General features: G+C 54.5%; 10 protein-coding genes. 3 read left to right on the top strand and 7 right to left on the bottom strand.

Going from position 1 to position 16380, the window contains the following annotated elements; all coding sequences use genetic code 11:
• The first annotated feature begins 100 nt into the window (after positions 1-100).
• The 3 genes from SV7mr_RS22105 to SV7mr_RS22095 all read left to right on the top strand — a co-directional run bounded on the left by SV7mr_RS22105 (position 101) and on the right by SV7mr_RS22095 (position 3275).
• Positions 101-1471, top strand: coding sequence for a Gfo/Idh/MocA family protein (locus tag SV7mr_RS22105; RefSeq protein ID WP_145276783.1), 1371 nt, complete (start codon positions 101-103; stop codon positions 1469-1471).
• Positions 1472-1574: 103 nt separating this feature from the next.
• Positions 1575-2153 carry a hypothetical protein gene (locus SV7mr_RS22100; protein WP_145276781.1) on the top strand — a complete coding sequence of 193 codons (579 nt, stop codon included), beginning with the start codon at positions 1575-1577 and terminating at the stop codon, positions 2151-2153.
• A 387-nt stretch (positions 2154-2540) separates the two neighbouring features.
• Positions 2541-3275 (top strand): SGNH/GDSL hydrolase family protein, encoded by a 735-nt coding sequence (locus tag SV7mr_RS22095; protein ID WP_145276779.1) that lies wholly within the window; start codon positions 2541-2543, stop codon positions 3273-3275.
• A 12-nt stretch (positions 3276-3287) separates the two neighbouring features.
• On the opposite strand, the gene SV7mr_RS22090 is transcribed toward SV7mr_RS22095, so the two are convergent.
• From SV7mr_RS22090 to SV7mr_RS22060, 7 genes are all read right to left on the bottom strand, one after another.
• Entirely contained in the window at positions 3288-6455 is a 3168-nt protein-coding gene (locus SV7mr_RS22090) for an efflux RND transporter permease subunit (RefSeq protein ID WP_145276777.1), read from the bottom strand.
• Positions 6452-7867, bottom strand: a complete 1416-nt coding sequence (locus SV7mr_RS22085) for an efflux RND transporter periplasmic adaptor subunit (protein ID WP_145276774.1) — start codon at positions 7865-7867, stop codon at positions 6452-6454. Before SV7mr_RS22085 ends, SV7mr_RS22090 begins: the two co-directional genes overlap by 4 nt.
• 4 nt (positions 7868-7871) lie before the next feature.
• Entirely contained in the window at positions 7872-8639 is a 768-nt protein-coding gene (locus SV7mr_RS22080) for a TetR/AcrR family transcriptional regulator (protein WP_145276772.1), read from the bottom strand.
• A gap of 478 nt (positions 8640-9117) precedes the next feature.
• Positions 9118-10932, bottom strand: a complete 1815-nt coding sequence (locus SV7mr_RS22075) for a HEAT repeat domain-containing protein (protein ID WP_145276771.1) — start codon at positions 10930-10932, stop codon at positions 9118-9120.
• Entirely contained in the window at positions 10908-12572 is a 1665-nt protein-coding gene (locus SV7mr_RS22070) for an ABC transporter permease (protein ID WP_145276769.1), read from the bottom strand. Before SV7mr_RS22070 ends, SV7mr_RS22075 begins: the two co-directional genes overlap by 25 nt.
• Positions 12572-13576 carry an ABC transporter ATP-binding protein gene (locus SV7mr_RS22065; protein WP_145276766.1) on the bottom strand — a complete coding sequence of 335 codons (1005 nt, stop codon included), beginning with the start codon at positions 13574-13576 and terminating at the stop codon, positions 12572-12574. The genes SV7mr_RS22070 and SV7mr_RS22065 overlap by 1 nt, the downstream gene beginning before the upstream one ends.
• A gap of 124 nt (positions 13577-13700) precedes the next feature.
• Positions 13701-16253, bottom strand: a complete 2553-nt coding sequence (locus SV7mr_RS22060; RefSeq protein WP_145276764.1) for a hypothetical protein — start codon at positions 16251-16253, stop codon at positions 13701-13703.
• Positions 16254-16380: the final 127 nt, after the last annotated feature.

Below are 16380 nucleotides of genomic sequence, written 5' to 3'. Positions count from 1 at the left end.
GTTGCAGCGTTATCCGCTTGGCTTGTCCTGTTTAGGGACGAGTGCTGCTAACGAGTTTTGGCAATTGATTCGTACATTCATTTGATAGGGTATTGCTTCCATGTCGGGTTCTCAACCACTAAGTCGTCGTCGTTTTGTTCAGTCCGCTGCCGCAGTGGGTACAGCGGGGATGTACTTTACATCAACTGGACGTGCTGCAGCCGACTTGTCTCCTAACGAACGCCCCGTGTTTGCGACCATTGGTTTGCGCAATCAAGGTTGGTCGATCACCAGCAAGTCATTCAGGTTTGCTGACTTTGCGGCGTTGGCGGATGTGGATCAGAACGTTCTGGAACAAAATCGCAGCAAAGTTGGCCGTGACGGTCGCAAAACGCCCGATGGCTACGCGGATTATCGAGAGGTCTTGGATCGCAAGGACATCGACGCGGTGATGATTGCGACCCCCGATCACTGGCACACCAAAATCGCCGTTGAGGCCATGTTGGCAGGCAAGGATGTATATTGTGAAAAGCCACTGACATTGACGATCGATGAAGGCAAGTTGATCGAACAGATGGTCAAGAAAACCGGTCGCGTGTTCCAAGTTGGAACCATGCAGCGTAGCGAAAGCGGTCAGCGTTTCTTGCAAGCCGTTGCAATGGTTCAGCTCGGTCGCATCGGTACGATCAAACGAGTCACCTGTGGGATCAACAGCATGTCGCCTTCACCCGTGATTCCAGTCACCGATGTGCCCAAAGGGCTGGACTGGGACCGGTGGCTTGGACCAGCGCCAAAGGTTGACTACCGTGCGCTGCCTGAAATGCGAAAAGGCTATGGTGGGGGTGTCCCACTTTATAGCAATTGCCACTACGCCTTCCGGAATTGGCACGAGTACTCAGGTGGAAAGCTGACTGACTGGGGAGCACACCACGTTGATATCGCTTGCTGGGCATTGGGAGCAACCGAAACCGGTCCCAGTAAAGTGACGCCGTTGGAATACACCTTGCCCGTTAACTACAAAGATGGCCAGCCAACGGTCCATGATCAGTACAACGCAGCAACCAAGTTTAAGATCAAAGTCGATATGCCGAATGACGTTGAAATGATCATCACCAGCGAAGGTGACAACGGCATCATGTTCGAAGGCACCAAGGGACGATTCTTTGTCAACCGTGGCAAGATCGTAGGCAAGCCCATCGAAGATTGGAAAACAAACCCGTTGCCCGACGGCGCCATTGAAAACGTTTATGGCGGTCCGGTTAGCGCAAATCATACCGCTAACTTTATCGAAGGCATGCGTTCGCGAAAGCAACCGATTTCCGATGTTTGGTCACACAACCGAATGCTCGAAATCTGTCACCTGTCCAATATCGCCATGCGTTTAGACCGAGCCTTGGAGTGGGATCCCGCGAAACGTGAAGTCATCGGCGATTCTCAGGCCAATGGTTTCCTTTCTCGGGAAAGCCGCAAAGGCTACGAGATCAACCTGTAGGCCACGTGTTCCTGCACGGAAGAATGATTGATAATGAAGCGCCCGATGTTTGCCAGCATCGGGCCCTTTTTTTTTGAACGAGTCGCGTTGCGAGAGACTGTCCATGAAAGTTATTCCACTGAATTGCAATCACTGTAGCGCCCCATTGGAGGTCGCTGCGAAAGCGAAATTTGTGACCTGTGGTTTCTGCAAGACGCGTTTGTCGATTCAGCAAACCGGTAGCACGTACTCGACCGAGGTCCTGGAGGATCTTAAGGAGGCCACCGAGCAAATCGCTCGCGATGTGGAGGCGATTAAACATAGCACGACCATCGAGCGACTAGACCGCCAGTGGGAACGCGATCGGATGTCTCACATGGTGACCAATAAGCATGGGCAGCATTCGCTTCCCACCAAAGGCGGTGCCATGGTCGTGGGGGGAATGGTGGTGGGATTTGGCATCCTGTGGACGGTCATTGCCACCGGGATTTCCACGGCGGCTTCGTCAATGGGGGCTCCGGGTGTCTTCAGGATTATTCCGATGGTGTTTCCCTTGTTTGGAGTCCTGTTTGTTGGCTTCGGAATTTTTAACATCGTTTCCATGGTGAAAAAGTCGGAAGCGTATGAAAGCAGGCATCGCGATTACATGCAGAAACGCAGAGAGCTTGTTTCCAAACAGCGTCAGCTGGATGACGATAGCTGAGAATCGTGCGGTGAGGGAGCTGCGACCCTGGCGGTGCTTGTCGGTTTGCCGTGGGCGAGACCTCCAGTCAGCGGCTTTGGTGCTCGCTGCCGGTCTGTCATCCATCTGAAGCGTCTTTGACGCCACCGCTAGCAGAAGTTCGGCGAGTCAGAACGCGAGTCAGAACGCGGGGCCAGCTTCTGTACTGGCTGCACTCCCCGGGAGGGAGAAACCAGTGCGGCAAGCTGTGAGCTCTTGTCGCGCAAGCAGGGAGCTCTACAGACAGATTGCGTCGAAGTGCGATGGCTGCAGATTGATTGGGTTTGAGGTAAACTATCGGGGCCTGTGTGATGGCGGTCGTTGCCATTGCATCTTGTCGAACCGAATTCTCATTGAAAGAGCCCACCTATGAAACGTCGCACCGTTCTTGCCGCCGCCGCTGCTGCGGGTTCCGTTGCCTGTCTGAAACCTGCCAAAGCGTTTGCTGAAAAGGGCGTGACGTTATCCAAGGGTGATGTGATTCTGTTTCAAGGTGATTCGATCACCGATGCTGGCCGAGAAAAACGCAAGCCAGTTGCCAATGCAGGGCTCGGTCGAGGCTATCCAAAGTTCGTTGCCGAAGGGCTGTTGAAGGATCATGCTGAGTTAGATTTGCAAATCCACAACCGAGGCATTTCCGGCAATAAAGTTCCTGACTTGGACCGTCGTTGGCGAGCCGACTGCATTGAGATTGAGCCCAAGGTGTTGAGCATTCTGATTGGAGTGAATGACATTTGGCACAAGCTAAATGGTCGCTACGAAGGCACCGCCGAAACCTATCGGGATGGTTTCGCTGCCTTGCTGGAACGGACTCGCAAGGCCCTTCCAAACACCGTGTTTGTGGTTTGCCAACCGTTTGTGCTCGACAGCGGAACCGTGCAAAAGAACAAGGACAAATGGTTTCCCGAGTTTGACGTGCGTCGCAATTATGCGCAGGAAGTTGCCAAGGGTGCAGGCGCTCTGTGGGTTCCATTCCAGGACGTCTTTGATCAAGCGGTCAGTGAAGGCACCAAGCCAAGCGAGTTAGCGGGCGATGGCGTTCATCCCAGCCAGCAAGGCCACCAATTGATGGCCAAAACGTGGCGAGAAGTCGTGGGCGTTTAAGCTGACGTTGCGTTACGCAGTTGCCAAGCCAGCAGGTTGAGTCGCCTGTTGGCAAATCAGTTGAGGCAGTGGCTTGACGATCAATCGGTAAGCCGCCGGAATAAAGATGACTGCCATCAAGGTCGCGCCACCGACTCCGCCTGCGACCGCGATTGCCAGCGGAGGCCAGAATTCCCCGCCATCAATGATCAGTGGTGCAAACCCTGCGATCGTCGTCAGTGTGGTGGCAACAACGTGCCGTGTACAACCGACAACGGTATCAATCAGGCCGTCTAAGGAAGTTCCTCTTGCTTTGGTGTTTCCTTGCAATGCGGCAAGCACGACGATCGTGTCGTTAATGGCAACGCCAATCAAGCCCATGATGCCAATGATGGCCATGAACCCAAACGGGTAGCCACCCATCCACAGGCCAATCATGCCCAGGCCGCCGCTGCACGCAGCAACAACCAAAACAAGTCCAGCAAGTCGAAACGAACCGAAGGACAAAACCAGCACGGCAACCATGGCAACCGCTAGGACGCCAACGTTGGCCATCAGGTTTCCGACTGCGTCGTCTCGCTGAGAGGCCTCGCCGCCATACTCCAGACGGTAGCCAGGCGGCATGACGAAACCGGACGCTGCGAGGTTTTCTTCAAACGCCGTCAGTGCTTCCGATGGCAGAGTTCCGGCAGTCACGTACCCAGAGATCAGATTCATGCGGATGCGATTGAAGTGCGGGATCACTGCGATTTGGCCGATCAATTCAGAATCTGCCACACTGCCAACGGGGATCGAGCCCTCGCGAGTGACAATGGGGAGCCCGTCGATCGATTGCAGCAACCGACGGCGATCATCGCTGACTCGAACCAGCACTGGGATCTGTTCGGTGTCTTCTAGAACGCTTCCCGCCGATTGGCCTTCTAGCAGGTTCAACAGTTGTCCTGAAACTTGGCTGGGGGTTAAACCCGAGAGTTTGGCATCCAATTCACTCACGCGATAACTGATCGCTGGCTGAGTTTCGTTCAGTAGCGACTTGGTGTGAATCACGTTCGGAGCACTGGCAAGGGCTAGTCGCACTTTGTCGCCCAGTTCGGTCAGTTGCTCCAAGTCTGGACCAAACAGACGTAGTTCAACCGGCGCATCGAATGGTGGCCCCTGTTCTAACTGACGAAACAGGATCCGTGCTTCAGGGAAGCGCCGATCGGCTTGCAGTTGTAGCTCACGCAGTTGTTTCGGCAGGCCTTCTTCAGTCGGCATTTGCACAATTGCATTGGCAAAGTTTGAGACGCCACGTTTGTTTCGAACAACGTTGTAGTAGAAGGTTGGTGCGCTTTCGCCAAAGAACCAACTGACTTGTTCGGCACCCGCTTGATGAACCAGGTCTGTCATTTCATTGGTGATCGCAACGGTGCTGTCGATTGGAGAATTTACAGGCAGTTCAACCTGGATGTGAAATTGATCGCGATCTGCAGGAGGGAAAAACTGTTCCGGCAGTGTGGTGGACAGCGCGAACCCTGTGACTGGCAGGATCAGCCCAAGGCCGACGCCACGCATCGGCTTTTCCAGAATCCAACGCAGCAGGCGACGATAGCGCTGGGTCAGCTTGTCACTGGAAAATCCATCTCGCAGCAGGCTTTTCTTGACCGGTTTAGCATCTTGTTCGGCGTTCGATAGGAGTCGTGCTGCGATCGCTGGGATCACGGTCAGTGAGAAAAACAGGGACGCTGAGATCGCAATGATCACGCTGATGGCAATGGAACCAACGAACTCCCCGGCGTTGCCAGGCATCATTGCGATGGGAGCAAACGCCAAGGCCGTGGTGATGGTGGAGCCCAACAGCGGAATCGCCAAGTGACGAACCATCTTGCGCACCGCCTGTGTCGGTGTTTTACCCGCTTTGATCATCACGCTGATTTCATCAACTGCAACAATCGCATTGTCAATCAGCAAGCCCATCGCAATGATCATGCCCGTGACCGACATTTGGTGGATTGGGATGCTAAGGACTCGCAGGCCGAACAGCACAGTCAAGGCCGACAAAGGAAGTGACATGCCGACGACCAGCGCGCTGCGCATCCCCATAAGAAACCACACCACAGCTGTCACAGCAAGTGCTCCGATCAGCAGGTTGGTCAGCAATGATCCCAGCCGCGCATCAACATAGCGGCTTTGGTCGAGTGGGATCGATAACGAGATTCCTTGCGGAAGGTCACGCTGGAACTGGTCTAATACCATTTGTGCTTTTGCACGCCAGATGTCCAGACGTTCACCCGGGCGAACCATGGTGCCGAGGCTGACCGCAGGGCGATTGTTGACCATCGCCAGTCGCGGCAATGGACTTGGGACCCCGCGCGTGATGGTGGCTAAGTCACCAAGCCGAATGCTTTCTCCGTCGGGGCCTGTTGCGACAAGCGTATCCGCGATGCGTGCCGTCTGTTCAAATTGGTTAGAGAGTTTGATGATCAGTTCGTTGTCTGTCGATCGCAGGATGCCCGCCGCACTCTTTGCATCGGCTCCATTCATCGCGTCTGCAACCTGCTGGATCGTAATGCCCAACTCACTGATCAGTGTCGGATCCAATTCGATGACGATTTGTTCACCGGGATCGGCAAAGCGATCAACGATCTCCGTCCCAGGAATCGCTTGAAGCCGATCTTCGAGTTGCTTGGACAGGCGTCTTAAAATCCCCCAGTTTGGGTTGTCGTCATGGTCCCAGCAGACTGCCGTGATCAAGGCATAGGCGCGGACGTCCATCTCTTCGAAGACCGGCCGTGAAGCCTCCGGCGGGAGCGTTGACATCACGTCATCGATCTTCGATCGCACGTCATTCCAGGCGTTATCGGTTTCTAACACTTCCTCGCGAAGTTCAATCTGGATCGTGCTGATGCCAGGTCGGCTTTCGCTGGCGATCTTCTTAATTTCCTCGATCTCTTGGATTCGATCCTCAATCGGTTCGGTTACCAAGACCTCAACGCGTTCCGCATCGGCACCCGGCAGGCGTGTGACCACAAGGCCCGCGCGTTCGCCAATCACCGGATCCTCCATCCGAGGCAAAACTGCCAGCGAGGTGAGGCCGCTGACAATGACTAACCCCACCATCAACAGCATGCCGCGAGGGTTGTTCAAAAACCAAGTGGACCAATCAATGCCGTTTGAGCGATCGACAGAGCCTGTGTCAGCCGAGTCGTTGGTGGCACTCATGTTTCGTCTCCTGGAAGTGAAACAGGGCTGGTCGCCTGATTGTCGGTGACGACTTCCACCTGAGAGCCGGTTGCCAACCGATGCAGGCCGTTGGCGATCACACGTTCGCCTCGCGTGACCATGCCACGTACCAAAGCCAGATTGCCATCGGTCTTCAGGACTTCAATGGCGCGTTTTTCGCAAACTCCCGATGATTGTTTCCCAGGGACCACCATCACAGTCCAGACGCCTCTGGCCGCACGCTGGATCGCCGTGACGGGAAGCCAGTATTGTTGAGGAGCGACATTGGTGTCATCCAGTCCCAAACAAAGCTCCACAACCTGACCACTGATCCAAGAATTGCCTTGGTTGTTCCTGCCGCACGTTGCTATTTCTTTTCCCTCTGGAAGCGCTGGCAGATCGCCGTGGTGGGTAAGCTGGACGTACACCAGGCGTGTTCGTGCTTCGCGCCGAATGATTGGCTCAATTCGACTGACAGTGCCTACTCGCAAATCGTTGCCGATCGCCAGTTGAACTTGACGCCCGGCAGCGAGCTTGGCGGCTGTCTTTGGTGGAGTTGCAATCTGAGCCTCCAGCACATGTGAGACGAGTTCAACAATGGGTTCGCCGATGGCAACAACCGGGCCAATGTCCAGCAGTCGTCTCGCGATCAGTCCATCAAACGGCGCGACAATGGTGCTGTATCGGCGCTGCGTTTGAATCTGTTGAAGCTGGGCTTCGATCGCCCGGCAGGTTGCTTGCTGGGCGAGTACCTTTTCTTTCCGCGTGCCCGCAAGCAGTTCGTTCAGTTCTGCATTCGCGGCATCGTACTTGTTGTTCCAGCTTTGGGCGTTTTGAATCGCGCGGTCAAACTCGGCTTCGCTGGTAGCTTGTTGACCACGCAGGCGTTGTTGTCGCTTTTCGTTCAGTTTTGCCAGTTCTAAGTTGGAGGCTAAGTCGCGGACGCGTGCCCTGGCGGCTTCGATGGTTTCTGGGCGAGGCCCTGCTTCGAGTTCGGCGAGTGTTGCCTCGGCGGCATCCAGTTGGCTCTGTATTTGCTTTTCCTGTGCGTCCAGATCGGCCTGATCAAGTTCGGCAATGATATCGCCTTGCTTGACGGCGTCGCCTTCGTTGACCCCGATCGTGACGATGCGGCCAGAACGCTGAAAACTCAGTAGGCTGGTCTGATCAGCCGCCAGCTTGCCAACATACCGATGGGTCACCTCTGGACCGGGGACAGAGCCAACCTGAATGGTTCGGACAGGAGTCAATCGACCACGGTTGGTTAACGAACGGTCGTCCTCGGTTTTCAATGAACTCTGATTGTTGTCCTGTCCCATTGACTGAGTGGTAACCCAGACTGACAAGCCGACAACGAAGACTGCGACGGCGGTCAAAAGAGAGGTTCTGCGAAGTCGCTGAGAATGGTGCATCAAATTATCTCCCACCGATGTCCTGAAGAGACTGCAGTGTCAGCGAGGAACTGACGTTTCGTTTTAAACTGGCTCGAACATTCCGAACCAGTTTCTTGTCCGCCTCCGGATCATAGAGCGGTGTCCAGTTGTAGCCATCCATCAAGGCATGGCAGTTCCGCCGGATCGCCGTAAACGTGTTTCGAATCCCAATCAGATCTAATCCGGGACTCGATTGGTCAATGATCATGCCGCCATAGGTCAGTGACCAAAGACCAAACACGATGTCTTCAACCTTGACTCCGCGGGGTAACGGCAGGTCGCCAGCCTGTGCCGCCTCACTGCCAATCTGTCCCACCAGTTGCATGCATCTTTGTTCACACGCTGCTAACATCTCGCGCCGTTGCTCGGAGGCTTTGTCCCAAACCACCGTATGTCGCACCAGGCAGTCGATCCGAAAGAGGTCGTCGAACCGCGTGCGAAATTCTTCACACGCAATGCCAATCGCTGAAATCTTGTCGCGGGATTGTTGCTGTCGTTCAGCGGCGCAGTGGAATAATTCCAGGCGTTTTTCGTTCGCCGCAATCGCCAATGCCAGCATGATTTCTTCTTTACACCCAAAGTGGTTGTAAATCGTTCCTTTGGCGTAATCCATCTGCTTCGCGATGGCGTCCATGCTTAATCCCGCCAAGCCTCGCTGGGCGATCATGGGCCGCGCCAGTTCCAGGATTTTGACTTCGCGACAACGAATCTCGACCTGTTTTCGGCTGAGTGTTTCCGGGGCAATGCTCATCGATGCCTTCAAATCAAGCGAGGGGAGTCGGAGGGCGATTCCAGTTCATGGAACAAAAATGACGCGGTGTCAGGTTTCCAAAAATTGACGGTATGTCAAAAATGACGCGGCGTCAAGAAAGAAATCGGCCAGAAAAGCTCGAATCGTGAACAGAACTTGTCAGCCGCATCGCAGCGTGCCCCGATCGACCCGGCACGCAGTAGGGATAGCACTGTCTGAGGCGGTTGAGAGCCGCCGTGTGCTGCTGGGAAAAAACTGGAATTCTCCAAGCCTCAGGCGCGTGTTGGGGCAGCAGGCATCATGAAGCGTTTTGAGAAAACGCGGTCGGGCGTTGCCTGCTGAACGCTGATTGGGCGCCTGGCCGTTGGCTGCAGTGCGGCAGAGAGCGGTTGGTCTGGACCAGCCGAATGGAATGCAGCGGCGTTAGAGAGACGCAACGTCCGCCGATCGTAGACTTTGGCGGCAAACGCGCCTGGCCTTACGATCCATCTGCTTGCTGGGTCGGTCGCAAGAACCAATCGTTGTACCCAATGACACGCCCCGGAAGTGGTGGTGGGATCGGTTCGCCCGTTAGCTGATTAATGGCCCATTGGCACCCATAGCCAACGAATCCCGTGCCGTTGCCAGCATGTTGGCGCAGTGACTCCAGTGCGGCAGAGGCCTTCGTTCTGCCCAAGCTAATGGCACACATCCGTCGCATCATTTCAGTTTCCGGCGAAGGATCGTTGATGTCGTTGAGTCGTGTGACCAACTGACGGATCAAATTGCCGGGAGGGTTTTCTTGATAAAAGAATCCCAAGGCCCAGGCCGCCGCTGCACGCGGGTCGTCGCCCAGTGCCATGCTTTCCGGAATGTACTGCATCAGCAGTGGCTCAGCGGGTTTGTAGTTCATCTGCCCAAACGCCATGAACAGTTGTGTGACCATCCCGACCCTTCCCAGAGATTTGGGAGTGTACTGTCTACTCAAAAATTGCGAGCGTGCTTTCGTCGCACGCTGCAACATCGCTGGAAGGTGTTCCTTCAGGGCTAGTTTACGAAGCCCCCAAGCGGAGGCTTCGGCGACTTCACCTCGTGGGTGTTCTAGCAAGTCGACGAGGCGATCACCGGAAGGTTTGTGATCCAAGTTAGTCAGTAGCAGTGCTGCCTGTTCGCAGCCCCGCCATTGATCATCATCGAGCACGGCGCTAGTATGATTGATCACGCTTTCGGTTAGCTTGGGATCTTGGGCGAGTTCGAACAGTTCCTTGGCAATGTGTTTTCGGAGGCTAGGGTTCACGTCATCGAGCAACGTGGCTATCGGGCCAACCGAGGCTTGGTCGTGCTTCCAGATCAGTGCTTCGGCGATAGTGCGCCGCACATTGACGTCAACGTTCGTCAGTTGAGTATCCACAAAGCTGAGTACAAGTTCGGGGTCAATGCGACGCAGGGTTTTTAATGCTTCGGATTGAACAGCCGTGTGTTGGCTGTTGGCTAGGTCTTGTAGCACCTTGATCGCATCAGCGTCGTCATGGTTGCTCAGTAGCGCACAGGCAATGAGTTCTGACAGCAGCGAGTTCATCCCGGATTGGTTCGCAGAGTTGTCCAAGAAAGCCTTTGCTTCGTCCGCTAAATCTGCGTGATGGATGGAACCCAATGCTCGCGTGCAGGCAAGTTTGACGGTCGGTGTTGCAGTGGGTTGCTGCAACAAGTTGCGCAGCGCGTCATCTGCAGCGGTTTCTCTGATCACTCCCAAGCCTTCGATGGCATACTTTAGTTGCAGAGTATGGGTTTGCGGATCGTTTAGCCGATCAAGCCAGGTGTCTTTTAACGCGTTGGACTTCCAGCGTATTAACGCCGGTTCGCCAGCGGAGCTTAATCCTGGCCCAAATGCTTGGCACTGTTTGGCAATCAAGTCCGCATGCTGCTTGGCATCAAACTGCACCAGGGTCTTGATCGCTGCTTGGCGAGTCGCAAGAGGTAGCTCTTGCAGTTTCAAGAGGTCAATGATGACCGGAATGGCTGCTTCGCAACCCTCCATGCCTCGATGGTGGGCCAAGGAAAGGGTGTCAAGTGTTGTTCGCTGTAGTCCAGGGCTGGGTTGCTTGAGCGCACGCAACCACAGGTCCAGAGGATCGCTGGAAACAACCACCTTGGTTTTCTCTTCTTGACGCCCCGGTTCGGTCAGCATGATCAGATCAATTTCTTGAAATGCTGGCGACGTCGGCAACGATTGCCCCACGCAGTGACAGCACGTCAGCAATGAGGCAACCAAAGCAACGAGGGTGCGAATCAAACGGGTCGAGTCAGGCGCCATACCTTCAATCCAAACAGCAAGAACATTGACAGTGAAACTGCTCCAGCGACGATCCAGGCCTGAGGCAGTAGGTTGTACTGGGCAAAGCCAGGTGTTTCCATGATGCTCATCGCAGCGCCAACCGGATTGATCAACAGAGAGTTCTGAACGAGGTCAAAGCCAAACGGGGCATCGCGACCGAGCCAGACCAGTAAGGGGGCCAGGAACAGCGTCATGACGGCAATGTATGACGCCGCAGTGGACAATGCAGTTGATCGAAACAGGCATCCAACTGCAGCGCTTACAGCAAGTGCATACAAGACCGTCCAAGCGAGGCAAACCATCACCAGTTGAATTTGTGGCAGTAGTTCGCTGCGAATCCAGATCATCACCAAGTAGCCAGGGAGCGTTGCCAGTAACACCATAGAGAGTGTCCACAGCACACTCAGTAGCTTTCCCCAGGCAATTCGAAACGCGGACAAAGGAGTCAGGCGAAGGAGTTCCCAGCCTCCGCCATCGCGTTCGCCACTGATCAGGCCTGCGGCAAGGCTGGGCGTTAGCATGACGATGAGAACCACTTGCAATAGGACCATCAGTCCACCAATGGTCTCCGTGCCCCAGGCCGTCACTCCGGTTGCAGCCGCCAAGGTCAATACGACAGAGCTGATGGCGCACACGGCGATCAAGCGGAACAACCATTGCGATCGACCAAACTTTCGCGAACGAAACTCTTTGACCATCACCGGATTAAGGAACCATGCGATGCCAGCTTTCCGACGCTGTGGGTCGACGATAAACAACAGGCGACGAGCGAGTCGAGTGCCGAGAGATTGATCGTCGGTAATAATGCCTTTGGAGCGGGAGCGATCGAACAGTCGGTAGTTGAGTCTGGACAAGGTGACTGTTGCATACGCGATGGTGCTGATCAGCGAAATCGCAACGAACCACAAGATTCCCGATTGCGAAATCAAGCCCGTGTTGGCAACGCTGTCTTGTCGCATCAGTTCCATGATGATCGGCAGGGGTGATGCAAAGCGAATGACATCGATCACGCCACCGAACGCGCTTAGGCTACCGGGGAACAGCAGTCCGGGTGCTTGCGTGAGGAAGAGTAACGAAAAGACGATGGCGTAGGTGATTCTCACTCCGGCATCGCTGGAATGAACGTAACTGCTGATCAGCATTCCTAACGCAATGTATTGCAGCGTCAGCAAGATTAACACGACATACAGCAAGCCCAGGTCACCAAGCAAATCGATTCCACCCATCGCATAGCAAGCCGCCGCGCCAGGTGCGCTGGCGAACAGCACCAGTAGGGCAAAAAGAAGCACCCCTAGGAACTTGCCCAGGTAGACTGCTGGACCACTGAGAGGCGAATTGAGTAACAACGCCAGTGTGCCGCTGTTTTTCTCGTTGACAATCGATGTGGCGGGAAACGCGGGCACCAGCATTACGATCCCCGCGAGCAGTCCATATCCAAAGACTCGAAAGACTTGGATGGAGTCCTGACCGGAGAGGTCGGCTGTGTTGTCGGTCGGCCAGCGCAGTAAGACGGCAAGTGAAAAGACAATCGTGATCGCGAGAAGCGTCCCGAACGCTTTGGGAGAACGAAGGATTCCAAAGAACTCTCGTCCGATGACCGGGTTCAGTGTGGCACTCATTAGGCTGACTTTGCCTCCACTGGTCTGGTGGGGTCCTTTAATGCCGTGTCTGTCTGTGGCTCAGTTTCGTTGGCAACCGTTAGGAATGCATCTTCAAGGTCTGTTGTGACTTCACGAAACTGGGCAATCCCCTGCCCTTTCGAGATAAGCTGGGTAAGTAAGGGGGACAGTTCGCGGTCGTTCAGTTTGGTCGTAAACCGGACCATCGTTTCGGTCCCTGATTCCTGGACTTCTGATTCGCTTTGTTGATCCTTCATCCATTGGGTGACGAGCGCGGCAACGTCGCTAACTTGGGCGGTTTCCAATAACTGGATTTCAAAGGTGCGGCGTTGTTGGACGGTGCGCATGATCTCGTCTAGCGTCCCGAACGCTCTTAGCCGTCCCTTTGTGATCATGGCGACGATGTCGCAGACACGTGCCAGCTCTGGCAGGATGTGGCTAGTCACGATCAGCGTTTTTCCCATGTCCGATAGACGCAGCAGCATTTCACGCATGTCAATACGCGCTTGCGGGTCCAAGCCATTTGCGGGTTCGTCAAGGATCATGACTTCTGGATCATGCATCAACGTGCGAGCAATCGCAACACGCTGTTGCATACCACGACTGAGGGCATCGACGAACAGGTCCTTCATGTAGGTGGCGCCGGCGATCTCCAACGTCTCTTCGATTCGCAGTCGGCGTTTCCTGCGTCCAATTCCGTAGGCAGCGCCAAAAAAGTCCAAGTACTCGCTGACACGCATGTTGTTGTACTTGCCAAATTCATCTGGCATGTAGCCCACCAAACGCTTGATTTTGCGTGTGTCTGAAATGCAGTCAGCGCCGGCAATGGTCGCCGATCCGCTGGTGGGTCTGAGCAGTCCAACTAGGATGCGAATGGTTGTCGTTTTTCCAGCGCCATTGGGGCCAATGAAGCCTAGGATCTGGCCCTTTTCGACGCGAATGGATAACGAATCCAGTGCTGTGAACTCATCGTAGCGTTTCGTCAGTTCCTTGGTTTCAATCATCTATGTGTTCTCGTGTAGTGCACCTGAGCCTACGCTGTGGTGTGTGGCGACTAAGATCGCAAGTGGTTCTATGCGATCGCTTTGGTGGCAAAGCGAGGCAGTTGATTCAAGATCCGGGACAGGTTTATGGCATGATGGCGGTGGCGTCAAAGTTCATGGATTCAATGGTCCATGTTGAGTTGTCGACAAACGGTTCCTCTGGCGAGTCGTTGACTAGAGAAGGCGGTGTGTCGGAGTCATCCTTGGGGTCGCTGTCTTGAAGCGATTGTTGATGCTCCAGCATCGTGTTTGATTCTGTGACCACGACTTCAAACCACAGCGTTCCGTCCGGAGTCAGTTGGAATGCTTCGGGAAGGTCCACCGTGGCTTCGGTGGAGCCTGTTAAGTTTTCGGCATGAAAGACTTCAGTGACTTCGCCATTGACTTTCATGTTGATTGCAATGCTGCGATCAGGGATCACTGCTTTAAGCCGAATGCTCAGCGACTGGAGTTGCATGCCTTTGGTTGGGCGAGGGAATTTTAATTCCATTTCAGCTCGCGCCGCACCTGTTTTGTCTTCTGTCCATTTTCCCGTTCGTGGATTGTATAGCGTGGTGCGTCCCTGTTTGCTAAGGTGTCGTTGCAGCCCGATGAACGTTGCAGGGATCTTGAACGTCGATCCACTTTCAGGTGGATGCAGGTTGATTGGAATTGCGTACAAGGCGTTGCCTTGGTGTTCGAAGTCTTGATCAAACTTGGCCGGTTTCAGGAGTTCGTTCGACCATGTCAATAGCACGGGTTCATGTTCGCGACGGCGGCCGATCAGTGATCGAGTCACCGCAAATCGCGAGCGTTGTGTGTCCGAAACAAACGAATCGTCGCTGAGTTGTCCGGTCGCTAAGCGATTGCTGGTAGGTGCCCAAACGGTGTGTTTGTTGCCGTCGGAGATGAAGTTGACCGAGGTGGCTGGTGCAGGAAAGCTGCTGATCAATGCGTCGCTGAGGCTTTCGGTGTTGAGTCCATTGATGGTGCCACGGAAGCCTTGTTGGTCAAAACTGCCATGGACATTGATGGGTTCGGGTAATGAAACCGTTGTCTCCGATTCGTACTGTTTCACGACTCCAGGAGCCAGCGGACGGGTGACCCAGGTCGCTTGATCGTTTTCCGAAACCAGTAGGCGTTCGGTCTGGCTTGATTTGGAAAGTGACGTCGGCATCAAGAGTGCATCGGACAGGAAGTCAGCGTTCACAGCGGTTGCCTGTTGGCAATAGAGTGAATGAACACTGTGGATGTCTGCTTCAGAGCTGGCCGGATGCACTTGGATGACCTGAGCGGTATTGGCCATCGTCGGCACTGATTTTGCTGACAGCCCGCCCAGGATTAGTAGGACGAACGCGGTCGTCCCAGCCGAGGCTGGGATGAGGAATGCCATTCGTTCGAGTTTCCGTTGGCGTGTCCAGAGCAAGCCAAAGGCAAGAATCACCAATCCGTTGAGAGCTAGAATGAGTGTCGGAAGTGTTCGGCTAGGAATCTTGTATCCAATTTGTTCGTTGACGAGTGCGGCTAATTCTTGTTTGGAGTTGGTGCTGTGTTGAGGGAACTCAAAGAAGTGACTCGATAAGTATCGGAGCGCTGGCGTCGTTTCTCCTTGTTGGTCAATCCAACCATTGATGGAAAGTGTGGTGACCATGATCCTCCCCTCGCCTAGTTCCTGCCAGAAGGCGGCCGGCCAGCCATCAATGGTGGCGTCAATCTGTTCTGAATCTGTGAGCACGCGTGCAAACGTTGCTGGTTGCTCGCTTTCCCAAATGGCTTTGTTAGCGCCGATCGAGCTTGATTCGATCTCCGAATAGGACATTTCGTAATCGTTTAACTCGACACGATCCACCATGGAAAAGCTCGCTTTGGCGCCAAGCAAATCATTAACGAGTTGGGGGCTGGTCAGGTCAGCCATGATCCACAACTTGCCTCCCGAGCGTACCCAGCGACGCAGCGCAGCGATCCCTTGACTGTCGTACTGCAACGCATCGCCAGCAATGATCGCTTGGTCTAGTTGGTCCAACGCGTTGTAAGTGTCCGGAAGATTTGCCGATCGAAACGAAACCGGTGGTTGCACCATCTCTGTTGACTTCGACCAGTTGCGACAGGCCTCGATAAGTTGCGAGATTGCCCTGCGGCGAGTGTGATGGTTGCTGTTCTGAAGCTTGTTGGGGTCGACAAAGTATCCTGTTGCCATTTCCGTTTCTGTCTGCATGACAGAGCGTTTGGAAATCGGCATGCCGACCGCATTGTTGGAAAAGGTTTCGCGGCCTGAAGCAGAGCGGTTCAATTGCATCATCGAGATTTCGGCTCGATTGCTTTGCGGATCCGTGTTCTCTGGCAGCCGAATCGGGACAGAGAGATCCCGTTGGCTGTTAGCGGGGAGCCAGAACTCCTTTGCGTACTGGACGTTCTGCTGGCCGTCGACAAAGAAGGCCACCGTAATCGATCGGTCTTCATCGGATGGGTTGGCAGCTCCCACAAGCAACGAAGACCAGCCTTGTGAAGAGAAACGCTGAACACCGTTAGGCCCAAAAGCAGCGATTGGCTCCGCTGACGCCTTGGGTTCATCTTGCTTTTTTTGTTCTTGGCCAGTGCAGTCAGCGCCGAATAAGCATGCCGACACGATCAACAGTCCTAGCCATGGAATCAAACGCATGGGCACTCTAATAGCCGCGGCACGGGAAGTGAGAAAAGGAGCCAACATGAGGCAGGCGCTAAACCGAGATGATGAATAGGCAGGGGCAGCTGGTTGAGAATTTGATCGCTGCAGGAAAAGGAAGCAC

The sequence above is a fragment of the Stieleria bergensis genome (assembly GCA_007745635.1).
GTDB classification, from domain to species: Bacteria; Planctomycetota; Planctomycetia; order Pirellulales; family Pirellulaceae; genus Stieleria; species Stieleria bergensis.
This window is presented reverse-complemented; position numbering and strand designations above follow the sequence as displayed.